The 22,721-nt window shown below is 66.0% G+C and carries 19 protein-coding genes and 3 pseudogenes; 9 read left to right on the forward strand and 13 right to left on the reverse strand.

Annotated elements, in window-relative coordinates:
• The first annotated feature begins 137 nt into the window (after positions 1-137).
• A complete protein-coding gene (locus ABMA46_RS01045) occupies positions 138-440 on the forward strand; it encodes a BolA family protein (RefSeq protein WP_348997430.1) in 303 nt (100 codons plus the stop codon).
• Here the strand turns inward: ABMA46_RS01045 and ABMA46_RS01050 are convergent, their stop codons facing one another.
• The 5 genes from ABMA46_RS01050 to ABMA46_RS01070 are packed head-to-tail and all read right to left on the reverse strand — an operon-like array spanning position 441 to position 3,773.
• Positions 441-839, reverse strand: coding sequence for a type II toxin-antitoxin system VapC family toxin (locus ABMA46_RS01050; RefSeq protein ID WP_348997431.1), 399 nt, complete (start codon positions 837-839; stop codon positions 441-443). It lies immediately after the preceding gene.
• Positions 836-1,072 carry a type II toxin-antitoxin system Phd/YefM family antitoxin gene (locus ABMA46_RS01055; protein WP_348997432.1) on the reverse strand — a complete coding sequence of 79 codons (237 nt, stop codon included), beginning with the start codon at positions 1,070-1,072 and terminating at the stop codon, positions 836-838. Before ABMA46_RS01055 ends, ABMA46_RS01050 begins: the two co-directional genes overlap by 4 nt.
• Before the next feature lie 60 nt (positions 1,073-1,132).
• Complete coding sequence (locus tag ABMA46_RS01060; protein ID WP_348997433.1) at positions 1,133-2,035, reverse strand: transporter associated domain-containing protein; 903 nt, start codon at positions 2,033-2,035, stop codon at positions 1,133-1,135.
• Positions 2,032-3,168: a 3-dehydroquinate synthase gene (gene aroB, locus ABMA46_RS01065; RefSeq protein ID WP_348997434.1), complete on the reverse strand. Its 1,137-nt coding sequence runs from the start codon at positions 3,166-3,168 to the stop codon at positions 2,032-2,034. The genes ABMA46_RS01060 and aroB overlap by 4 nt, the downstream gene beginning before the upstream one ends.
• The gene (locus ABMA46_RS01070; RefSeq protein WP_348997435.1) at positions 3,165-3,773 is read right to left on the reverse strand and encodes a shikimate kinase; all 609 of its coding nucleotides are present in this window, start codon (positions 3,771-3,773) and stop codon (positions 3,165-3,167) included. Before ABMA46_RS01070 ends, aroB begins: the two co-directional genes overlap by 4 nt.
• A 155-nt stretch (positions 3,774-3,928) precedes the next feature.
• Between ABMA46_RS01070 and ABMA46_RS01075 the strand changes: the two are divergent.
• From ABMA46_RS01075 to ABMA46_RS01095, 5 genes and pseudogenes are all read left to right on the forward strand, one after another.
• Positions 3,929-4,075, forward strand: a pseudogene (locus tag ABMA46_RS01075) (histidine kinase); the annotation flags it as partial.
• Between the two features lie 41 nt (positions 4,076-4,116).
• A complete protein-coding gene (locus ABMA46_RS01080) occupies positions 4,117-5,031 on the forward strand; it encodes a site-specific tyrosine recombinase XerD (RefSeq protein ID WP_348997437.1) in 915 nt (304 codons plus the stop codon).
• 108 nt (positions 5,032-5,139) lie between these two features.
• Complete coding sequence (locus tag ABMA46_RS01085; RefSeq protein ID WP_348997438.1) at positions 5,140-6,090, forward strand: acetyl-CoA carboxylase carboxyltransferase subunit alpha; 951 nt, start codon at positions 5,140-5,142, stop codon at positions 6,088-6,090.
• Positions 6,091-6,291: 201 nt separating this feature from the next.
• Positions 6,292-7,581 carry a L,D-transpeptidase family protein gene (locus ABMA46_RS01090; protein WP_348997439.1) on the forward strand — a complete coding sequence of 430 codons (1,290 nt, stop codon included), beginning with the start codon at positions 6,292-6,294 and terminating at the stop codon, positions 7,579-7,581.
• A gap of 10 nt (positions 7,582-7,591) precedes the next feature.
• Positions 7,592-7,903, forward strand: a complete 312-nt coding sequence (locus ABMA46_RS01095; protein WP_348997440.1) for a sulfurtransferase TusA family protein — start codon at positions 7,592-7,594, stop codon at positions 7,901-7,903.
• 200 nt (positions 7,904-8,103) lie between these two features.
• Here the strand turns inward: ABMA46_RS01095 and ABMA46_RS01100 are convergent, their stop codons facing one another.
• Complete coding sequence (locus ABMA46_RS01100; RefSeq protein ID WP_348997441.1) at positions 8,104-9,234, reverse strand: CobW family GTP-binding protein; 1,131 nt, start codon at positions 9,232-9,234, stop codon at positions 8,104-8,106.
• Positions 9,234-10,394 carry a D-alanyl-D-alanine carboxypeptidase family protein gene (locus ABMA46_RS01105; protein ID WP_425475670.1) on the reverse strand — a complete coding sequence of 387 codons (1,161 nt, stop codon included), beginning with the start codon at positions 10,392-10,394 and terminating at the stop codon, positions 9,234-9,236. The genes ABMA46_RS01100 and ABMA46_RS01105 overlap by 1 nt, the downstream gene beginning before the upstream one ends.
• A gap of 215 nt (positions 10,395-10,609) precedes the next feature.
• Between ABMA46_RS01105 and ABMA46_RS01110 the strand changes: the two genes are divergently transcribed.
• Positions 10,610-11,773: a M20 aminoacylase family protein gene (locus ABMA46_RS01110; protein WP_348997443.1), complete on the forward strand. Its 1,164-nt coding sequence runs from the start codon at positions 10,610-10,612 to the stop codon at positions 11,771-11,773.
• Positions 11,774-12,231: 458 nt separating this feature from the next.
• Here the strand turns inward: ABMA46_RS01110 and ABMA46_RS01115 are convergent, their stop codons facing one another.
• A complete protein-coding gene (locus tag ABMA46_RS01115; protein ID WP_348997444.1) occupies positions 12,232-13,665 on the reverse strand; it encodes an aldehyde dehydrogenase family protein in 1,434 nt (477 codons plus the stop codon).
• Positions 13,666-13,966: 301 nt separating this feature from the next.
• On the opposite strand from ABMA46_RS01115, the gene ABMA46_RS01120 reads away from it, so the two are divergent.
• On the forward strand, positions 13,967-14,125 hold the full coding sequence (locus tag ABMA46_RS01120; RefSeq protein ID WP_348997445.1) for a DUF3309 domain-containing protein: 159 nt from the start codon (positions 13,967-13,969) through the stop codon (positions 14,123-14,125).
• Between the two features lie 66 nt (positions 14,126-14,191).
• Here ABMA46_RS01120 and ABMA46_RS01125 read toward each other — a convergent pair whose 3' ends face one another.
• Positions 14,192-15,379, reverse strand: a complete 1,188-nt coding sequence (locus ABMA46_RS01125; protein ID WP_348997446.1) for an MFS transporter — start codon at positions 15,377-15,379, stop codon at positions 14,192-14,194.
• A 226-nt stretch (positions 15,380-15,605) separates the two neighbouring features.
• Here ABMA46_RS01125 and ABMA46_RS01130 point away from each other — a divergent pair, with 226 nt between their 5' ends.
• A complete protein-coding gene (locus tag ABMA46_RS01130) occupies positions 15,606-15,869 on the forward strand; it encodes a DUF2312 domain-containing protein (protein ID WP_348997447.1) in 264 nt (87 codons plus the stop codon).
• A gap of 142 nt (positions 15,870-16,011) precedes the next feature.
• On the opposite strand, the pseudogene ABMA46_RS01135 reads toward ABMA46_RS01130, so the two are convergent.
• The 4 genes and pseudogenes from ABMA46_RS01135 to nirB form a co-directional block, all read right to left on the reverse strand.
• Positions 16,012-17,076: pseudogene (locus ABMA46_RS01135) on the reverse strand (SAM-dependent methyltransferase); the annotation flags it as partial.
• Positions 17,048-19,723: a nitrate reductase gene (locus ABMA46_RS01140; RefSeq protein WP_348997449.1), complete on the reverse strand. Its 2,676-nt coding sequence runs from the start codon at positions 19,721-19,723 to the stop codon at positions 17,048-17,050. The gene ABMA46_RS01140 and the pseudogene ABMA46_RS01135, both read right to left, overlap by 29 nt.
• A 12-nt stretch (positions 19,724-19,735) precedes the next feature.
• A complete protein-coding gene (gene nirD / locus ABMA46_RS01145) occupies positions 19,736-20,065 on the reverse strand; it encodes a nitrite reductase small subunit NirD (protein WP_348997450.1) in 330 nt (109 codons plus the stop codon).
• 5 nt (positions 20,066-20,070) lie between these two features.
• Positions 20,071-22,520 (reverse strand): annotated as a pseudogene (gene nirB / locus ABMA46_RS01150) (nitrite reductase large subunit NirB).
• Positions 22,521-22,721: the final 201 nt, after the last annotated feature.

Here is a 22,721-nt window from a genome sequence, read left to right on the forward strand (position 1 = left end):
ACTTATGGGGCGTTCGCGGATGCGAAACAAGAATTGACATTTCGGCGATGATCGCCCTAACCGCTGAATCGCGGCTTAAAGACCGGCGGTGTGGCCATAGTGGGACAATGCCGTCTATGTGGTGAAGGAGGCCTGCCATGTCCATACAGGCGACGATCGAGAAGAAGCTGACGGAAGCATTTTCACCGGAGCGGCTTTCCGTCGTCAACGAAAGCCACCTCCATGCCGGCCATCATCATCTCGAGAACGGCGAGGAACAGGAATTCGACGGCACCGGCGAGACGCATTTCCGCGTCCGCATTGTCGCGCCGGCCTTTGCCGGCATGAGCCGTATCGAGCGCCACCGCGCAGTGAACGAACTTCTGACGCCGGAACTGAAGGCCGGCCTGCATGCGCTCGCCATCGAGCCGGCGGCGCCGGGCGAAAAAGTCCGGTGGTGACTACCAGATCGTTTCGACGCCCGCATAGCGCCTTATCTTTTCGTCGGCAGTAACGAGTGGAGCGCCCAGTTTCTGGGCGGTGGCGACGATAAATCTGTCGCCGGGATCCTTGTGAAAGTCATCCCCGAGTCGCGTGCTTCGAACTGCGATCTCATTGTCGATCGGAACGAATTTTATTGCGGCGGCGCGGCCAACCGTCTCGAGCCATTCGAAAACATCGCTGGAAAGGCCGATCCTCTTTCTCGATGTCAGAACCGCGATCTCCCACGCGGTCGCTGACGACACGAAGATGGTTCCCTTCTCTCGCTCGCTTTCAAGGGCTCTGAGCGCAGGTGTGCTCAAGCGCGCTTCGTCACCGGAAAACCACCACAACAATATGTGGGTGTCGATGACGATCACCGAAGCGCTTCCCATTCGTCCTCGTCGACGGCCGGCCCGAATGGATCGTCATACCACAGCACCGATCCTTTCAGGATGTCGAGCGGATCGCGCGTATCTTCGGCGATGGGACGCACCTCCAGTTTCGGCTTGCCGTGCTCGGTGATGACGATGGGTTCGCCGCTCGCTTCGATCTGGCGAAAATACTCCAATGCCTTTGCCTTGAATTTCGATTTTGACACGTGTGCGGTCATGGCCACCTCCATCGCACGATCATATCGAAAAAATATGACCATGGTCAATGACCATGGTCATCATATACGGATCTGACCCTCGACCACCGGCCTGATCCTCAGCCGCGCGATACGGTTCTTGTCGCGCTTCATCACCACGAAGCGCTTGCCGTGGAAGGTGAAGGCCTGCCGCTCGTCGGGGATGGACCGCGTCTCGTGGATGACCAGGCCCGCGATCGTCGTCGCCTCGTCGTCGGGAAGGCTCCAGCCCAGCGCGCGGTTGAGGTCGCGGATCGGCACGGTGCCATCCACCACCACCGAGCCGTCCGCTTCCTGGCGCACGCCCTGCATGTCGATGTCGTGCTCGTCCGCGATTTCGCCGACGATCTCCTCGATGATGTCCTCCAGCGTCACCAGCCCCTCGACCTCGCCATATTCGTCGACCACGATGGCGATATGGGCCTTGCGCCTGAGGAACGCGTTGAGCTGCTCCTGCAAGGTCGTGGTGTCGGGCACGAACCAGGGCCTGGCGGCGATCTTGACGACATCGATCCGGGCAAAATCGTTTCCCGCCTCGTTGAGGGCGCGCAGCAGGTCCTTGGCGTGCAGGATGCCGATGATGTTGTCGAGCGAGCCTCGCCAGAGCGGCATGCGCGTGTGCGGGCTTTGCAGGATCTCGCGCACCACCGTCTCGGACGGCAGGTCGGCATTGACGGAGCGCATGTTGGTGCGGTGGACCATGACATCCGAGACTTCGAGCTCGTTGAGTTCGGTCAGCTCGAACAGCGCGTCGAGACGCCGGCCCTGCGCGGTGGACGCATCGGTCGCCTGCGCCGCTTCGCCGTCGCCCGGCAAGCTCGCCGCCGCTTGATCCGCCGCAACCGGCACATAACCCATCGCCCTCGCCAGTCGATCGCGCAGCAGAGCGGCCAGGAGCCCCAGCGCCGCCAGGACCGCGGCGACGATCCAGCCGGCCGTGCTCATCCCGGACGGTTCTCCTTCAGGCCCGGATGGTTCTCCTTCAGGAAGGAGAGCACCTCCGATGCCGGCACGTCCCTGGCGATGAACGCCTGTCCGATGCCGCGCGTCAGGATGAAGGTCAGCGCGCCGCGGCTCACCTTCTTGTCCTGCGCGATGAACGACAACAGCGCCTCGGCGTCCGGCAGGCCGCCCGGCACATCGGCCAGGCGCCACGGCAGGCCGACCGCCTTCAGATGCGCCTCGACCCGCGCCGCGTCGTCGGGGCTGGCAAGGTTCATACGCGCCGAGAACCTGTGCGCCAACGCCATGCCGATGGCCACCGCTTCGCCATGCACCAGCCGCGCCCCGTCATACTGGACCGCGCCTTCCAGCGCATGGCCGAAGGTGTGGCCGAGATTGAGCAGCGCGCGGTCGCCGGTCTCGAACTCGTCGCGCGCCACCACGTCCGCCTTGGCGCGGCAGGATTGCGCGATCGCCTCGATGCGGGCCGCACCGCCGGAGAACACCTCGCGCCAGTTCTCTTCCAGCCAGGCGAAGAAATCCTGCCGGTCGATCAGCCCGTATTTGGCCACCTCGGCATAGCCGGCGCGGAATTCGCGCGGCGGCAGCGTGTCGAGCGCGGCGGTGTCCGCCAGCACGAGCTTCGGCTGATGGAAGACGCCGACGAGGTTCTTGCCGCGCGCGCTGTTGATGCCCGTCTTGCCGCCGACGGAGGAATCGACCTGCGCCAGCAGCGACGTCGGCGCCTGGATGAAGTCCATGCCGCGCCGCACGATGCCGGCGGCGAAGCCGGCAAGATCGCCGATGACGCCGCCGCCCAGCGCGATCACCGCGTCGCGCCGCTCCAGCTTCGCCGCGAGTACGCCGTCCACCACCTCCTGCAGATGGGAAAAGCTCTTGGTCTTCTCGCCCGGCGGCAGGGTGACAACGGCGGACGCGACGCCGGCCCTGTCGAGCCCGGTCTGCAGCACCGGCAGTTGCGCCGCCGCGACGTTCTCGTCGGTGACGATCGCCACCCGCGCGCCGGGCAGCCTCGCCGCGATTTCCTCGCCCGCGCGCTCCAAGAGCCCTGGACCGATCAATATGTCGTAGGCGCGCGCGCCGAGACCCACCTCTATCCTGACCGGCTCGCTCATGACCGTGCTTCCCCCACCGGCGCCTCCGCCGGGTCCAGATGACGTGCCAGCGCCTCGACAGTCTCGGCCGCGATCACATCCTTGCGTTCGTCGCGGGTCGTCACCGTGATGTCGGCCTTCGCATAGACCGGATAGCGCTCGTCCATCAGCCTCGCCAGCACGCCGCGCGGGTCGTCGTTCCTGAGCAGCGGCCTGTTCTGCTTCTTGGAAACACGCTCCATCAGGAGGTCGAGGTCGGCCTTCAGCCAGACCGACACGCCGTGGGCGTGGACGGCTTCCTGCGTCTGGGGATTCATGAAGGCCCCGCCGCCGGTCGACAGTACCTGCGGCCCGTTCTCCAGCAGGCGCAGGATGACGCGCTGTTCCAGCGACCGGAATTCGGTCTCGCCATACTGCTCGAAGAGCTCGGGAATGGTCATGCGCGAGACGCTCTCGATCTCGTGGTCGGAATCGATGAAGGGCAGGCCGAGCATGCCCGCGACCTTGCGGCCGATGGCGGTCTTGCCCGCGCCCATCAGCCCTACGAAGACGACCGAGCGCGCGCCAAGCGCGGCAAGCAGCGCAGCGTAACCATGCGGCATCGCGTTGGCGGAACGAGCGGACATGCAATTCCCTTTCGCCGGCGTATCGACATGAAAAGCCCCGTTGCGTCAAGCATGACAGGCCCGTCATCCGTCCCGGCCGGCCTTGAAATAGGAGGAAGGCCGTCCCATAACGGCACGCACCCCTTGAGCAGAGCGCGACGGATCCCGCCCCCATCATGCCGACCCTGTTCCGCTTCGTCTTGATCCTCGCCGTGCTCGCCGGCCTCGCCTACGGCACGATGTTCGCGCTGGTCATGTTCGTTGAGCCGAAGCAAACGGAGCTCTCCGTAAAAATCCCGCCGGACCGGCTGGACCCTGCCCGGAAGCCCGGCTCCGGAATAGCGGAACCCGGAATGGTCGAGCAATGAACAGCGCGGCGCGTATTGATGCCTTCCTGGAAATGATGAGCGCCGAGCGTGGGGCGGCCCAGAACACGCTGGACAGCTATCGCCGCGACCTCGAGGACGCGGCAAACCGTATATCCGGCGGGCTGGCGAACGCGTCCCCTGCCGACCTGCGCGCCTGCCTGGCGGAAATCGCCGACGAAGGCTTCGCGCCAACCTCACAGGCGCGCAAACTGTCGGCGCTGCGCCAGTTCTTCAGGTTCCTTTACGCCGAGGGCCTGCGCGCGGACGACCCCACCGGAACGCTCGACAGTCCGCGCAAAGGGCGACCGCTGCCGAAGACCATGAGCGAGGAGGAGACCGGGCGGCTGCTCGACCGAGCGGCCGTGGAAGCGACGACCGCAGGCGATAGCGGCGGGCGCGTGTCGGCGCTGCGCCTGCATGCTCTGGTGGAGGTTCTTTATGCGACGGGCCTGCGCGTTTCGGAACTGGTCGGACTGCCGGTGACCGTGGCGCTGCGCGACGAGCGCTTCTTCATCGTGCGCGGCAAGGGGAACAAGGAACGCATGGTGCCGCTTTCGGCCAAGGCGCGCGCGGCGATGAAAGCATGGCTTGGCGCGCGCGAGACTGTGCCGGCGATGGCCGAAAGCCCGTTCCTCTTCCCCGCTGCGTCCGAAAGCGGCCATCTGCCGCGCCAGGTCTTCGCGCGCGACCTGAAGGCGCTGGCCGCCCGCGCCGGCATCGCCTCGGCGAAGGTGTCGCCGCATGTCCTGCGCCACGCCTTCGCCAGCCACCTGCTGCAGAACGGCGCCGACCTGCGCGCCGTCCAGCAATTGCTCGGCCATGCCGACATTTCGACCACGCAGATCTACACGCATGTGCTGGAGGAGCGGCTGGTCCGTCTGGTCAACGATCATCACCCGCTTGCCGACTAGGCGCGCTGCCGCTATGTGAGGGCGAAGTTTTCGCGGCTGGCAACGCTTTCTTCAGCCTTGTGCAGCCACTCGTACCGCCTTCCCCCTGGCGCATTGGTCCGCTCGCGAATGTACAACTATCTCGATTTCGAAAAACCGGTCGCCGACCTCGAAGGCAAGATCATCGAGTTGAAGAAGCTCGCCGACAATGGCGAGTCCGTCGATGTCGGCGATGAGATCGCGCGCCTCGAGAAGCGTTCGCGCGATGCCCTGCGCGACGTCTACAAGGCGCTGACGCCGTGGCAGAAAGTGCAGGTGGCCCGCCATCCCGACCGCCCGCACTGCATCGACTACATCAAGGGCCTGTTTACCGATTTCACCGCGCTGGCAGGCGACCGCAATTTCGGCGAGGACGAGGCTATCGTCGGCGGCTTCGCCCGCTTCCGCGGCGAGCCGGTGGCCGTCATCGGACAGGAAAAGGGCTCGGATACGGCCAGCCGGCTCAGGCACAATTTCGGCTCGGTGCGGCCGGAAGGCTACCGCAAGGCGGTGCGCATCATGGACCTGGCGGATCGCTTCGGGATTCCGGTGGTGACCCTGGTCGATACGGCCGGCGCCTATCCGGGCGTCGGCGCGGAAGAGCGCGGCCAGGCCGAGGCGATCGCCCGCTCGACCTCCGCCTGCCTGGCGCTGAAAGTGCCGTCGATCTCGGTGGTCATCGGCGAGGGCGGCTCCGGGGGCGCCATCGCCATCGCCACCGCCAATCGCGTCTACATGCTCGAGCACGCGATCTATTCGGTAATCTCGCCGGAGGGCGCGGCATCGATCCTGTGGCGCGACACCACGCGCTCGAAGGACGCCGCCACCAATATGAAGATCACCGCGCAGGACCTTCTGGAGATGAAGGTGATCGACGCCATCATCGCCGAGCCGCTCGGCGGCGCCCACCGGGCACCGGAGACGGTCATCGCCGCCACCGGCGACCTTGTTGCCGGCACGCTGAAGGAGTTTGCCGCCTCCAACGCCGATTTCCGCGAGCAGCGCCGCGAGAAATATCTCGCCATGGGGCGTAATCTCTAGGAAACCACGCTCACTCGGGGCGAATTATGGCCGCCCCGCGGCGTTTCCGCCACAAAAATGCCTTTGCTTTCGGCTGAAAGAGGCATCTGGCGGCCCTTTGTGGTAATGAAATCTCAAGGTTAACGACTTTAGGGTCGAGACAGCCTGCGGTCGGACGCCTGCAACCCGGCCGCGCAAGAAAAACAGACGAAACCTTTGGTCATGCTCACCAAGCTCGCCCGTACCGGAATGTTGATTGCAGCGCTCGGCATCGCCGGCTGCACCGAATCCTCGGTCAAGGACTTCGCACCGCAATACGCCAACCGCGAACTGCCGCAGAAAATCCTCGCCTCCATGCGCGCCAAGGACATGGACAAGGGCGCGCCGATCATGGCGCGCATCTTCAAGGAAGAGAACACCGTCGAGATCTGGAAACAGAAGCGCAACGGCCGCTACGACATCATCGCCACCTATCCGATCTGCAAATGGTCGGGCAAGCTCGGCCCCAAATACACCGAGGGCGACCGCCAGGCGCCGGAAGGCTTCTACACGGTCCGTCCCGCGCAGATGAATCCGAAGTCGAGCTATCATCTCTCCTTCAACATCGGCTTCCCGAACGCCTACGACAAGGTCAACGGCCGCACCGGCGCGAACCTGATGGTTCACGGCGCCTGCTCCTCGTCGGGCTGCTACTCCATGACCGATCCGCAGATCGAGGAGATCTACGCATTCGGCCGTGACGCTTTCCGCGGCGGCCAGAAGGAAATCCAGATCGAGGCCTTCCCGTTCCGGATGACCGCGGCCAACATGGCACGCTACCGCAACGACCCGAACTACAATTTCTGGAAGATGCTGAAGGTCGGCTACGACAATTTCGAGATCACCAAGGTGCCGCCGAAGGTCGATGTCTGCGAGAAGCGCTACGTCTTCAACCAGGTCGCGGCCGACGGCCAGGCATTCAGCCCGGCCGGCGCCTGCCCCACGACGACCCAGCCGGATGCGCTGAAGGTCGCCTACACCGAATACCAGAGCAAATACGATGCCGCCTTCAACGCCGCACTCGGCGGCGCCAAGCCGGCGCCGAAAGCCTCCATCCTCGGCACCAAGGAAGCCGCGATCGTCGCCGACTGGTCGAAGCGCCGGGCGCGCGGCGAGCGCGTGCCGATCGAGCCGCCATCGTTGAATTCGGACGGCTCAGTCACCGAGACGTCCCGCATGGGACGCATCGATTCGCCGCTCGGCCGCAAGATGGCGGCCATCGACGCCGAGAAGGCGGCCAAGCAGAAGGCCGAGGAAGAAAAAACCGCAGCCGTCGCCGCGGCAAAGGCCGCGAAGGAAGCCGAGAAGCAGCGTCTTGCCGAAGCCAAGGCCGCGAAGACCGCACAGCCCGAGTCGACGGCGACCATCGTCGCGCCCGCGCCGGCGCCGGAAGCCGTCACCCAGACGGCAGCGGACGACGGCGGCGTGATGTCGAAGATGAAAAAGCGCCTGTTCGGCATGTTCGGCGGCTGAGCCCGCCGCCTTGCCCGTTTCCACGGACGACGGCCATGCCGTCTACGATCTCAAGGGGCTGAACTGCCCGCTGCCGGTCCTGAAGGCGCGCAAGCGGCTGGCGGCCATGCCACCCGGACGGCGGCTGTGGCTGGAAACGACCGATCCGCTCGCCGCGATCGACATTCCCGCCTTCTGCGCCGAGACTGGCCATCTGTTGATCGAGACAGTACGCGCAGGCGACGGCGGCCACAGGTTCCTGGTGGAGCGCGGCGGCAGTAGCGGCGTTCCTTCTCCCCGTTTACGGGAGAAGGTGTCCCGAAGGGACGGTGCCGACAGCTGAGGCGTCGCCTATGGTGTCGGACCCCCACCCCTGTCCCCTCCCCGCAAGGAGGAGGGAGACGCTGGCACTGCCGTTTCACCCAGAAAAAACTATGCCGGCGCGTCGCAACGCTGCCGCAAAGTCCCCCTCCCCCTTGCGGGGAGGGGTTAGGGGTGGGGGTAAACGACGGCCGCCACAGTCCTGCCTTGCAGGAAGAAAAATTACCGCCCAGCGATGGCCAGCGGATTGTTTTCCAGCGCTGCCCGATCGGGCGTGTCGACGGCCGGCCTGTCGGTGAGCGCCGAGAACAGGCGGGCGACATAGTCCCCCGGCATGTCGAGTGTGATCAGCACCAGCCGCGTGCCGCGCCGGTCGTCCGGCCACGCAGGCAGCCGCGCCGGCGGATGCAGAAGGCGCTGTACGCCATGGATCACCAGCGGGCGCGAGGGGTCCTCCCTCAGCTCGATTACCCCCTTCATGCGCAACAGCCTGTCGCCATGCGCCGAGCGCAGCAGATCGAGGAACATCTCGATCGCGGCATAGGCAACCGGACCATCATGCACCAGCGAATGCGTCTTTACCCGCTCGTCGTGATGATGGTGGTCATGTCCATGCCCACCATGCCCATCGTGGCCGTCATGATCATGATGATGATCGTCGTGGTCGTGATGATCATGATCCGCGTGCGCTTCGGCCTCGCCCAGCCAGCGGCGCACATCCGCGCTTTTCGTCGCCGGATTGTAGAGCCCGCAATCGAACAGGTCGGCGACGTTGGCATCCTGGACCTCAAGCACGCGGGCGCCCGGATTGATGTCGTGCAGGCGCGCCTTCAGCGCATCCACCGTCTTTTCGTCGGCAATATCCGTCTTGGTCAGTACCAGCCGGTCGGCCACCGCCGCCTGCTTGAGCGCCTCGACATGAACGTCGAGATTGGCCGCGCCGTTGACGGCGTCCACCAGCGTGACGACGCCGTCCAGCCGGAACGCCTGCACCAGCACCGGATGGCCCATGATCGACTGCATGACCGGCGCCGGGTCGGCGAGGCCCGTCGTCTCGATGACCACGCGCGCCAGCCGCTCGATCCTGCCGGTCTGGAGCCGATCGACGAGATCGGCCAGCGTATCGACCAGTTCGCCGCGCACTGTGCAGCACAGGCACCCGTCCGAAAGCTGGATGATCCCGTCCGACGCCTGCTCCACGAGGAGATGGTCGATGGCGACGTCGCCGTATTCGTTGATGATGACGGCAGTGTCGGCCAGCGCCGGGTCCTTCAGCAGCCGGTTGAGCAGCGTCGTCTTGCCCGCACCGAGGAAGCCGGTCAGCACCGTGACGGGAATGGGAAAGGCAGCCATCAGTTGCCGCCCGCCCGGTCGCCCTGCGCCGAAGCCGCCTCGAATCCGGCCGGCGGCGGCAGGTCGGGACGCCAGCCGGGTATGGGCACGTCCGCGAAGGCGTTGCCGTTCTCGTCCTGCATGGCCTTTGGCACCGGACCGGTGGCGCCGCCGAGGCTGATGGCGACCAGCGTCGGATGGGCGAGCTTTTCCTGGTAGGGCGATTTGGGCTTGTCCGCGGCAGCCTTGGCCGGCGGTGCCTCGGACTGCTCGGCCGCCGTCTTCTTGTGGCAGACGACGTCGCGCATGTCGTTGGGCGAAACCGTGTCGCCATAGGGCTTCAGCGTCGCGATCGTGGTCGTGCTGCCGTTCGGCACCGCGAAACCGACGTCGAGCAGGCGCGCCGCGGCTTCGGCGCGGCTGATCGCGCTCTTCTCGCCCAGCACCACCGCCACCAGCGTGCGGCCGTTACGCGTCGCCGAGCCGATCTGGTTGAACCCGGAGGCGCACACGAAGCCCGTCTTCATGCCGTCCGCGCCGGCATAGCGGCCGATCAGCAGATTGTAGTTGGGAATGGTCCGCTTGCCGAACGCCAGCCCCTCGATGGAGAACCACGGCTGGTATTGCGGAAAGTCGCGCCGCAGCGCCGTCACCAGCAGCGCGAGGTCCCGTGCCGTCGTGTACTGCTCGGGCGAGAACAGCCCGTTGGGATTGACGAAATGCGAGCCGGTCATGCCGAGCCTCGCGGCCTCGGCGTTCATGCGCTCGGCGAACGCAGCCTGCGAGCCGCCGATATTCTCCGCCACGGTCATGGCGATGTCGTTGGCCGACTTCACCAGCATCATCTCCAGCGCCGTATCGAGCCGCATCACCGTTCCCGGCTTGAGTCCCATCTTCGATGGTGGCTCGGCGGCGGCGTGCTTGGTCATCTTGATCGGCGAATCGAGCGCGACGTCGCCCGCCTGGATGGCCCGGAAGGCGACATAAGCCGTCATCAGCTTGGACAGCGAGGCCGGATACCAGCGCTTGAATGCTTCCTCGTGCTCGATGACCCGCCCGCTGTCGAGGTCGAACAGCATGGTCGGATTGGCGTGCGCGGCCGTCGAAAGCACCGGAACCAGCGGGGAAACAAGCGCCGACGCAGCGGCAAGGAAAATGGTCGAAAGCCTGTGGCTCATCATATGATCCGAAATCGCTCTTGCAGTAGCCGCCCCGGCCTCCGTAAGATTTCGCCACGGGGCCGCCGTGAAGGTGGCTCGAATCCTTCTCGTCGGGCCACGGCGTCACGCTGGTATTTAGCCTATGTGACCTCACAATGGCAAAACACGGTCCGATCACAAATGAACCAGCAGGTCCGGAACCATGATCCGGCCCCAAGAAGCGAGAGTGTCGAAGTATGCCGATCCTCAACCGCGCGGCCGAGATGCAGGGCGAAGTCGCCGAATGGCGCCGTCGCCTGCACCGCAATCCGGAACTGAACTTCGATGTGTTCGAGACCGCTTCCTTCGTGACCGGGAAGCTGAAGGAATTCGGTTGCGACGAGGTGGTGACGGGCCTCGGCAAGACCGGCGTCGTTGGCATCATCCGCGGCCGCAAGGGTGACGGCGCCACCGTCGGCCTGCGCGCCGACATGGACGCGCTGCCGATCACCGAGATCACCGGCAAGCCCTATGCCTCAGCCACCCCCGGCAAGATGCACGCCTGCGGCCATGACGGCCACACGGCCATGCTGCTCGGCGCCGCGAAATACCTTGCCGAGACCCGCAATTTCGCCGGCTCCGTGGCGGTGATCTTCCAGCCGGCGGAAGAAGGCGGCGGCGGCGGCAACGAGATGGTGAAGGACGGCATGATGGAGCGGTTCGCCATCGACAAGGTGTTCGGCATGCACAACATGCCGGGCCTGCCGGTCGGGCATTTCGCCATCAGGCCCGGCCCCATCATGGCGGCCACGGCCGAGATCACCATCCGCATCAAGGGCCGTGGCGGCCATGCCGCCCAGCCGCACGTCACGATCGACCCCATCGTCGTCGGCTCGCACCTGGTCACGGCCTTGCAGGCGATCGCGTCGCGCAATACGGACCCGATCGAATCACTGGTCGTGTCGATCACCAAGTTCCACGCCGGCGACGCCTATAACGTCATTCCCGAAACAGCCGAATTGGCCGGCACGGTGCGCACGCTCAAGCAGGAGGTGGCGCAGAACGCCGAAAAGCGTATCCACGCCGTCTGCGCCGGCGTCGCGGCGACCTTCGGCGCCGCCATCGAGGTGGATTACGACGCCAACTATCCGGTCACCTTCAACCATGCGGACGAGACCGTGTTCGCCGGCGACGTCGCCGCCGGGATCGCCGGCGACGGCAATGTCCGGCGCGACATGCCGCCGCTGATGGGCGGCGAGGACTTCTCCTATATGCTGAACGCCCGGCCGGGCGCCTTCATCTTCATAGGCAACGGCGACAGCGCCGGCCTTCATCACCCGGCCTACGACTTCGACGACGAGGCGATTGCCCACGGCATCAGCTATTGGGTCAGGCTCGCCGAGACGGCTCTTGCCGCTTGAGAAAAGAGAGCAAAAAATCCGGTGACGCGGCATCCGCTCCTTGCTAAGAGGATCGCAAGTCCACGTAGCTCAGTCGGATAGAGCACAGGATTCCTAGGAAATTGGGCACCGCGCCCGGAAACGGCGCGGTGAATCCGCTCAAAGTCGGGGAAAGCTCAAGCCGTTCTGGCCAGCCGATCCCGAGCCAAGCCCGGAAACGGGAAGGTGTAGAGACTGGACGGGCGGCGCCTAAAGGCCTTCGGGCCCACGGCGAAGGGACAGTCCAGACCACGAACGCCCCAGGGCGGCGGCGGAAGCCGAAGTGGTATGAATCCTGGGGTCGCAGGTTCGAATCCTGCCGTGGACGCCATTTTTCCCGACATGCGAGCCGCAACATCGCGACGCGGCGGCGCCCCGCCTGGCGGAGCCGCTTTCCCCCGACCGGGCGCCCTGCCCGGCTCGGGGTGACCGGCCGTTTCTTACGCCAGCGTGTAGGCGGTTTTCACCACGGTGAAGAACTCGGCGGCGTATTTGCCCTGTTCGCGCGGGCCGTAGGACGACCCCTTGCGGCCGCCGAAGGGCACGTGGAAATCCACGCCGGCAGTCGGCAGATTGACCATCACCATGCCCGCTTCCGAGTTGCGTTTGAAATGCGTGGCGTGCTTGAGGCTGGTCGTGGCGATGCCGGCCGACAGGCCGAAGGGCGTGTCGTTGGCCACCGCCAGCGCCTCGTCGTAATCCTTGACGCGGATGACGGAGGCGACCGGGCCGAAGATCTCTTCGCGCGAGATGCGCATCTGGTTGGTCGCTTCGGTGAACAGCGCCGGTTGCAGGTAGAAGCCGGGGGTCTCGCGTTCCAGCACCTCGCCGCCGAAGGCGAGCTTCGCGCCTTCCTTCCTGCCGATCTCGATATAGTCGGTGTCCTGGCCGAGCTGCTTTTCGTCCACGACCGGACCGATATGCGTCCCCTTCTTCAGCGCATTGTCGATGGTGAGCGTCTTCAGCTTCTCCGTCAGCGCCGCGACGAAACGATCATGGATGCCGTCCGTGACGATCAGCCGCGAGGAAGCGGTGCAGCGCTGGCCGGTCGAGAAGAAGCCCGAATTGGCCGCCGCCTCCACGGCGACGGTCAGGTCGGCATCGTCCAGCACGACCATCGGATTCTTGCCGCCCATCTCGAGCTGGAACTTGCGATTATGTTCGATCGAGGCCAGCGCCACGCGCTTGCCGGTGCCCGTCGAGCCGGTAAAGGTAATGCCGGCGATGTCGGGATGGTCGAGCATCGCCTGCCCCACGACAGAGCCGCGCCCCATCACCAGGTTGAGCACGCCCTTCGGCAGGCCGGCGCGATGCAGGATGTCGACGATCGCCCACGCCGAGCCCGGCACCAGGTCCGCCGGCTTGAAGACGACGGTGTTGCCGTAGCAAAGCGCCGGCGCGATCTTCCAGGCGGGAATCGCGATCGGGAAATTCCACGGCGTGATGATGCCGATCACGCCGAGCGGCTCGCGGGTGATCTCCACGCCGATGTTCGGCCGCGCCGAAGGCAGGATCTCGCCGGCCAGCCGCAGCGTCTCGCCGGCGAAGAAGTCGAAGATCTGCGCGGCGCGGATCACCTCGCCGGTCGCTTCGCCCAGCACCTTGCCCTCCTCGCGGGCCAGCAGCGTGCCGAGTTCGTCCTTGCGCGCGAGGATCTCGTCGGACGTCTTCTTCAGGATCGCGTGCCGTTCGAGGATACCGGAGCGCGACCACGCCGGGAAAGCGGCCTTCGCCGCCGCGACCGCCTGCTTCACGTCATCCGCGCTGCCCTGCGCATAGGCGCCGACGATGTCCTTGGTGTCGGAGGGATTGACGTTGTCGGAAGCGTTCGCTCCGATCCATTCGCCGTTGATCAGGTTCTGGTGGATAGTCATGATACGTCTCTTTTCCTGCGGGAGGGCTTTCAGTCGGCTGCGGCAGACATTGTCGAACTTGCCCCTCATGTCAAACCGCCGCGGCCGGAAAATCCCGATTCCGCCTCGGGAATTGTCGCGATGGCGCGGCAATCCGCCTGATCCTTCGAATTTTTAACCGCTGTCGTGGGCAACGGCGCGGGGAAGGCCCGGACAAGGCGAGCGCGGCGTTCATTGGTTCGCCGGCAGGCGCCACCGGGAACCCCGGGGCCGCCTTTGGCATTGTTATGTCATCGCAATACGCCAAGCGAGGGCACATTCCATGACGCTCAGCACCATTCTCATCATCATCCTGATCCTGATCCTGATCGGCGCGGTGCCGAGTTGGCCCTATTCGCGCGCCTGGGGCTACGGCCCGTCCGGCATCGTCGGCCTTATCCTCGTCGTCGTCCTCATCCTGATGCTCATGGGCAGGATTTGACCGGCGGCCAGAACCGGCAAAGCGGCGGAGTCTTCGGCTCCGCCCTTTGAGCGTTCGAAGGGCCGGTTACTCGGCCGGCTGCGCCGCGAAATCAGCCGTATGTGCAAGGCCGGCCATCAGGCACACGACCATCTGGAAACCGGCCAGCGCCACGAAAACCGGCGAAAAGCCGACGTGCTCGGCGGCGAAGCCGATCGCCGAAGGGGCCATCAATATGCCGGAATAGCCCATGGTGGTGACGACGCTCATTCCCGTGCCCGAGGCCATGCCCGGCTGATTGCCGCCGGCCGAGAAGGCGATCGGCACCATATTGGCGACGCCGAGGCCGCAAAAGGCGAAGGCGGCTATCGCCAGCCCCGACCCCAGGCCCCACCACGGCGAAATCGCCGCCACCAGCATGCCGCAGGCGGCGATCAGGCTGGATAGGCGAAGCGTCTTCACCGCCCCGAACCGGTTGCGCACGCCGTCGCCGGCAAAACGCATCAGCGCCATGGCGCCTGAAAAGAAGGCGAAGGCGAGGCCCGCGGTCGCGAGTTCGGCGCCGAGCTCCTGCCTGAGATAGAGCGCCGACCAATCGAGGATGGCGCCTTCCGGAATCATGGAAAGCAGCGCCAGCAGCCCGACCAGATAGACGCCCGCACTGCGCGGCAGGGCGAAGCCGTGATGTTCCTGCGCAGCCGGCTTGCGCTCGACGATCAGGTGTCGCGCCGCCGCCAGCAGCAGGACGAGCGCCACCAACGTCACTCCCGCTGCATGGGCGACAGGACCGAAGTTCTGGATCGCCAGCCCGCCGAGCCCGCCACCGGCGAAGCCGCCCAGGCTCCAGAAGCCGTGAGACGACGACATCACCGCGCGCGATAATTGCCGCTCCACCGCGACGGCGTTGGCGTTCATCGCCACGTCCATCCCGCCGATCAGCCCGCCGAACAGGAACATGGCGCCGGCCGCCAGCAGCACGTTGGACGCGAGCGCGACCAGCAGCAGTCCGAAGACGCACACGCTGGCGAACCCCCGCAGCACGGCGCGCGAGCCGTAGCGGGACATCAGGTAGCCCGACAGCGGCATGAAGGTGAGCGCGCCGATGCCGAACAGCAGGATCAGCAGCCCCAGCGTGAATTTGGAAATGTCGAGCCGGCTGACGAAGACCGGGATCTGCGGCGCCCAGCTTCCTGTCAGGAAGCCGTTGATGAAGAACATCGTCGCGACGGCCCAGCGGCCGCGAACGGCGATGTCCTTGACGCTCGAAGCATCCATGACCCGGAATCTCTCTCAAAATCAGGATTCCGCGGCAAATTAGATCGGTTCAAATTGCAGTCAAGCAGACGCCCCTCTCGATTTCATGGGCCAGCGACGGTGCCCGTCGCAAATGAAGGACGGAACGCTTCCATCGCTTGACCCGGCCGCCCCGGTCGGGCATCGAACCGCGCGAACAAGACGCGACGATTCCCCCGAGTCGGGAACTGGAAAAATGGAGAAACCCATGGCCGACGACATCACCGAACCTTCCAGCCAGACCGTGGCCGCCGGCCAGCTGCGCGCCTTCATCGAGCGCATCGAGCGCCTCGAGGAAGAGAAGAAGACGATCGCCGACGACATCAAGGAGGTCTATGCCGAGGCCAAGGGCACCGGCTTCGACACCAAGGCGATCCGCACGCTGATCCGCCTGCGCAAGAAGGACCAGGCCGAGCGTGAAGAAGAAGAATCGATCCTCGATCTCTACAAGGCGGCCCTCGGGATGGCATGACCGCCATCCAGAGACGGCGTCAGTCAAGACTGAGGTCGACACCGATCGGAACCCCGCAGGCGACAGCCTGGTAAGGTTTTTCGCTTTCTGAGCCGAACCATGTCGTCGATCGAGAACCGGAGCCATCCTGGTTCGTTCCGACTGCGCGCGCGATGCCGACGGTGATGCCTGGAACGACGTCGTAGCCGATGCCTGCCCGCTCCAGTTGCGCGATCTCCTCGACTGTGCGGCCGAAGATCAACGGATCGCCGGGTTTGAGCCGCACGACGCGCCGTCCCGCCCTGGCGAGGCTGACCATCATGGCGTCGACCGCGTGCTGCTTGCAACCCGGCCGGCCGGTGCGCCTGCCGACCGGGATGCGCCTTGCCTCGCGACGGGCGAGTTCGAGGACATCGCCGGAGACGAGGTCGTCGAACAGGATGACGTCGGCATACTGCAGCGCGCGCACCGCCTTCAGCGTCAGCAGTTCCGCTTCACCTGGGCCCGCACCGACGAAGGTCACATGGCCATGACCTTTCACGTGGGCGGCAGCCGCCATCGCATCGTCGAGGACGGCTTCCGACGAGGTGTCCGGCGCGGGGCCGAAGGCGCGGTCGACGAATCGTTCCCAGAAGTCGCGCCGTTGCGCGCCGGGCGACAGGCCGTCGATCACCCGCCCTCGCAGACGCCCAGCCAGCACTGCCCACGCAGCCAGTGGGGCCGGTAGCAGCGCCTCGATCCGCCGCCGGACGGCCTGGCCGAGGATGGGAGCCGCCCCCGACGTCGAGATGCCGACGACGACCGGAGAGCGGTTGACGACGGAACCGAACTGGAAATGACAGAAGACCGGGCGGTCGATGACGTTGCACGGCACGCCGGCAGCGCGCGCCGCCTTCTCGAACGCCTCCGCCTCGCTGTCGTCCCGTGCATCCGCGACGGCGACCGCCGCTCCGGCGAGACACGCTACCGTCCATTCGCAAGGTTGATGGAAGACGGTCGACTTGCTTTCTGCAAGGGTCGCCATCCCGCAGGACAGCGTGCCGGACGGTGCATGGACGTGAACCTCGGCACCCGCCGCGGCGAGCAGCTCGGCCTTCCAGGCCGCGGCGTCGCTGCCGCCCGCGACGACCGCGCGCTTGCCGGCCAGGTCGAGGAAGACCGGCAACACTGAGAGCGCGCCGATCCGCGCCGGCTCGATTTCACCCGGCTGCCTGGAGACGGTTTTCATCGAGAAGCTTTCTGATCTCGGAGCGGCATGAGCCGCAGTTCGTGCCGGCGCCGAGCCGCGCGCCGATCTGCTCGACAGTGGAGCACCCGGACGCCGACGCCGCAGCGATCTCGTTCACGCCGACATTGAAGCAGGAGCAGACGATGCGGCCGGCGGCAGGCGCCGGCGTCTGCGGGCGGCCGGACAGCAGCGCCGTCCGGTCGGCGGACGAGAGCGGCGCGCGCGAGCCGAGCAGCGAAACCAGCCAGTCGCGCGGCGGCAACTGATTCGGCGGCGCGACGAGCAACGCCTCGGACAGCGCGCCGGTCCCGGTGAGCACGGCAACGCGGTAGTTCATTCCGCGCCGGTCCGTATATTCGACCAGCCTGTCGCGCTGGAGTGGCTCGATGAGCCTTCGCGACAGCAGCACACCCTGGTCCGGCGTCTCGGCGCCGCACAGGTCGTAGACCCAGCCGCCGTCCACCGCATGCCGGCTCCAATGCACGAAGCCGGTCGGACGCAGGTCGCGTCCCGTGATCAGGACCCCGCCCCAGGCGACGGTCTCGCGCCGGAGACGGACGGGAACATGCTTGAGCTCGGGCTGGCCGGACACGGCATCGGTTGCCGGCGTAGCCAATGGTCCGGCGCCCGCATTCGCCGCGAAATGCCCGCTCCAGTGCATGGGGAGGAAGGCCTGACCCGGCTTTTGCGCATCGGTCACCCGGACTTTTGCGCGCGCGCTGCCGTAGCGGCTGGATATCCGGGCGAGGTCGCCCTCCGCGAGACCGTTGCGCGCGGCATCCGCCGGATTGATCTCGATCGCGGGCTCGGGCGCGTTGGAGACCAGCCGGGGCACGCGGCCGGTCCGCGTCATCGTATGCCAGTGGTCGCGCAGGCGGCCCGTGTTGAGCGCGATCGAGTCTTCGGCCTCGACCGGTTCGGCGACGCCGGCCTGCCGCACGGCGACGAAGCGCGCGCGCCCGTCGGCGGTAGGGAAGCGGTCGTTTTCCGGAAGGCGCCCGCTCGCCGAAGCGGCCTCCCGCGCCGGCCAGCGGCGCGGATCCAGATCGTCATAGCCGGTGTCCGTTATATCGGCCAGGGCGCCGATGTCGAACAGCCGCGCGCCCTCGTTCTCGAAGGCCGACAGCGCGGCATGCTCGCGGAAGATCGCGGCCGGCCCGTCATAGTCGAAGGCCGCGCCGAAGCCCATACGGCCGGCGACGTCGCTGACGATGCGCCAGTCCGCCTTCGCCATGCCCGGCGCCGACATGAAAGCGCGCTGGCGTGAAATGCGCCGCTCGGAATTGGTGACCGTCCCAGTCTTCTCCCCCCAACTTGCCGCCGGCAGCAGCACGTCGGCGAAACGCGTCGTGTCCGTGCGCGTCACGTCTGAGACGACCACGAAGTCGCAAGCCTTCAGGGCAGCGCGCACGCGCATCGAATCGGGCATCGACACGGCCGGGTTCGTGCCCATGATCCAGAGCGCCTTGATGCTCCCGTCGCCCACGCCGCGGAACATCTCGACCGCCTTCAAGCCGGGCGAGCGGGCGATGTCGGGCGCATTCCAGAAGCGCGCGACGCGATCGACGTCCGGCGGGTCGAAGCCCATGTGCGCTGCAAGCTGATTGGCGAGACCGCCGACCTCGCGCCCGCCCATCGCATTGGGCTGGCCGGTGAGCGAGAACGGCCCCATGCCGGGTCGGCCGATGCGGCCCGTCGCCAGATGACAGTTGATGATAGCGTTGACCTTGTCGGTGCCGTGCGACGATTGATTGACGCCCTGGCTGTAGACCGTGACCGTGCGCTCGGTGGCGGCGAACAGCTCGTAGAAGGCGTGCAGCTCGTCCCGGCCGATGCCGCAGCGCCGGGCCACGTCCTCGACGGAGGCGGCATCGGCCAGCGCGGCAGAAAGCGCGTCGGGGAAGCCGTTCGTGCGCGCGGCGACGAAAGCCTGATCCACCGCGCCGGCGCGCGCCATATGCGCCAGGAGGCCATTGAAAAGCAGAACGTCCGCCCCCGGGGTGATCGCCAGATGAAGGTCGCCGTCCTCGGCGGTCGCCGTGCGGCGCGGATCGACGACCACGATCCTGGTGCCGCGGCGCGCCCGCGCGGCCAGCATCCGCTGGTAAAGGATGGGATGGCACCAGGCGGTGTTGGAGCCGGTCAGCACGACAAGGTCGGCCTGCTCGAAATCCTCGTAGATGCCCGGCACGATGTCTTCGCCGAAGGCGCGCCGATGGCCGGCGACCGACGACGCCATGCAGAGACGGGAGTTGGTGTCGATGTTGCCCGAACCGATAAAACCCTTCATCAGCTTGTTGGCGACGTAATAGTCCTCCGTCAGCAACTGCCCGGAAACGTAGAAGGCGACCGAATCCGGACCGTGCGCGGCGATGGTCTCACAGAATCTGTCCGCGACCAGGTCGAGCGCCTCGTCCCAGGACGCCGCCCGTCCGCCGATCTCCGGAACGAGCAGCCTGCCGTCCGGTCCGAGCGTCTCGCCGAGCGCCGATCCCTTCGAGCAGAGTTTGCCGAAATTTGCCGGGTGGTCGGGATCGCCGCGGACGGAAACCGTTCCGTCTTGCGCCGCTGTCGCCAGCACGCCGCAGCCGACCCCGCAATAGGGGCAGGTCGTCCTTGTTCCGGCTGCCGGCCTAGAACCTTTCATGGCTGCACGCAATCATTCCGCGGCAAGAAGCGTGGATGCGAGCGCGAGCGAGATGCGGCCATCCTCGACCTTGACGGGAATGGTCTTCACCGAGCCCTCGTCGGCGCCGAGTGCCGTGCCGGTTTCGAGCGAAATCACCCAGTTGTGCAGCGGGCAGGTCACGGACGCGCCGTGGACGATGCCCTGGCTGAGCGGGCCGCCCTTGTGCGGACAATGATCCTCCATGGCGAAGATGCGGTTGTCCTGGGTACGGAAGACACCGATCCTGCCTTGCGGCGTGGCGACGCAGCGTGCGCCGCGCCGGGGGACGTCGTCGATGGTGCCGATGTCGAACCAGATCATCTTCTTCACTCCGCGGCCTGTTGGAAGTCGGCAACCGCCATCGGCCGGAACTCATGCTTGTCCTGGCCCGAGACGCGCTCCGACCAGGGATCGACTTGCGCGAATTGCTGCGAAAAGACGAAGCGATCGAAATAGGCCCTGCGGCGTTCAGGATCGGCCATGATCTGACGCCGGATCTCGTCGAGGCCGACCCGATTGGCCCATTTGTAGATGCGATCGAGATAGCGCGCCTGCTCGCGGTACATCTGGACCAGCGCCACGATCGCCTCCAGCGCCTCGTCCTCGGTCCTGACCAGCCCGAGCACCTCAGTGCCCTTGATGTCGAGCCCGGCCGCGCCCGCGAAATGGATCTCGTAGCCGGAATCGACGCAGACCACGCCGACATCCTTGCAGGTGGCCTCGGCGCAATTGCGCGGGCAGCCGGAGACGGCCATCTTGACCTTGGCCGGCGTCCACGATCCCCACATGAATTTCTCGATCCGGATGCCGAGGCCGGTCGAATCCTGCGTGCCGAAGCGGCACCAGTCGGCGCCGACGCAGGTCTTGACGGTTCTCAATCCCTTGGCATAGGCGTGGCCGGAGACGAAGCCGGCCTTGCCGAGATCGGCCCACACCGACGGCAAATCCTCCTTCCTGATGCCCAGCATGTCGATGCGCTGGCCCCCGGTGACCTTCACCGTGGGGATTTCGAACTTGTCGACCACGTCGGCGATGGCGCGCAGTTCGGCGGCGGAGGTCACCCCGCCCCACATGCGCGGCACCACCGAATAGGTGCCGTCCTTCTGGATGTTCGCGTGGACGCGCTCGTTGATGAAGCGCGACTGGTAGTCGTCGGCATATTCGTCCGGCCAGTCGCAGACGAGATAGTAGTTGAGCGCGGGACGGCACTTGGCGCAGCCGCATGAGGTCTTCCACTCAAGCTCCTGCATGACGGCCGGGATGGTCTTCAGTCTCTTGGCCCTGATCAGGCGGCGCACGTCGTCATGGCCGAGATCGGTGCAGGAACACACAGGCTGCGCGGCGGCAGGATTATAATTGTCGCCAAGCGTCAGCGCCATGAGCTGTTCGACCAGCCCGGTGCAGGTGCCGCAGGAAGCGGAAGCCTTGGTATGGGCGCGCACCTCGTCCAGCGACGTCAGGCCCTTTTCGGCGATGGCCGAGACGATCTTTCCCTTGCAAACGCCGTTGCAGCCGCAGATTTCCGCATCATCCGCCAGCGCCGCAACGGCGGCCAGAGGGTCCGGGGAGCCGCTCCCCTGGAAGGCCTGGCCGAAGATCAGCGTGTCGCGCATCTCCGAGATGTCCGTCGCCTTCTTCTTCAGGTCGTTGAACCAGGCGCCGTCTCCCGTCTCTCCGAACAGCACGGTGCCGATGATCCTGTTGTCCTGCAGGACGACGCGCCTGTAGATGCCGGCCGAGGCGTCGCGCAGGACGATCTCCTCGCGGTCATCGCCGTCGGCGAAATCGCCGGTCGAATAGAGGTCGATACCGGTGACCTTCAGCTTCGTGGGCGTGTCGGAATGGACGAAACGCCTGTCCTCGCGGTCCGCGAGCTTCGCCGCCAGCACGCGCGCCATCTCGTAGAGCGGGGCGACCAGGCCGTAGACATGACCGCCGACCTCGACGCATTCGCCGAGCGCGAAGATGTCGGGATCGGACGTCTGCATCCGGTCGTCGGTGACGATGCCGCGATTGACCTCAAGCCCAGCCTCCTTGGCCAGCCAGACGTTCGGCCTTATGCCGACGGCCATGACCACCAGCGAGGCGGGAATGACCTCGCCTGTGTCGAGTTCGATGCCCTCGACCCTGCCGTCGCCGACGATCGCCCGGGTGTTTGCCTTGGTCCTGACGGCGATACCGCGTTCCTCGACCGCCTTCTGCAGCAGATAGCCTGCGGCCGGATCGAGCTGGCGCTCCATCAGCGTCGGCATGACGTGCAGCACCGTCACCTCCATGCCGCGTTCCTTCAGGCCGGCTGCGGCTTCGAGGCCGAGCAGGCCGCCACCGATCACCACCGCCCGGTCGCGCGACTGCGCGGCGAGCAGCATGGCGCTGACGTCGTCGAGGTCGCGGTAGGAGAGCACGCCCGGCAGATCCTTGCCGGGCACCGGGATTATGAAGGGAACCGAGCCGGTGGCGATCACAAGCCTGTCGTAGGGTTCCGTCACACCCCTGTCGGAGGTGACAGTCTTCGCCTCGCGGTCGATGGACACGATCTTGTGCCCCTTGTAGAGCACGATGCCGTGTCTGATGTACCAGCCGTCGCCGTGGATGACGATCTCCTCGAACGCCTTCTCGCCTGACAGCACCGGCGACAGCATGATGCGGTCGTAGTTGACGCGCGGTTCGGCGTTGAAGATCGTGACCTGGTAGCGTTCTGGCACGGCCTCCAGAAGATGTTCGAGCATCCGGCCGGGGCCATGCCGTTCCCGATAATGACGAGCTTTTCCTTCATGCGCTGCTTCTCCCTCGTCGCCTAGGCGGTGACCGGCGACAGCTTCGCCGGACCCATCAGCCCGGCGGCCGCGCCTTTCAGGAAGCCGCGGCGCGGAGTGCTGAAGCTGGACTTCGGATCGATCGTGTCGCTCATGTCGTTCTCTAGATGGGGCCGGCACCAGGCCGAACGGTTGGCTACAAAAAGAAAAGCTGCCGGCCA

This window comes from Mesorhizobium hunchu, assembly GCF_040081975.1.
Classification (GTDB): Bacteria; Pseudomonadota; Alphaproteobacteria; order Rhizobiales; family Rhizobiaceae; genus Mesorhizobium; species Mesorhizobium hunchu.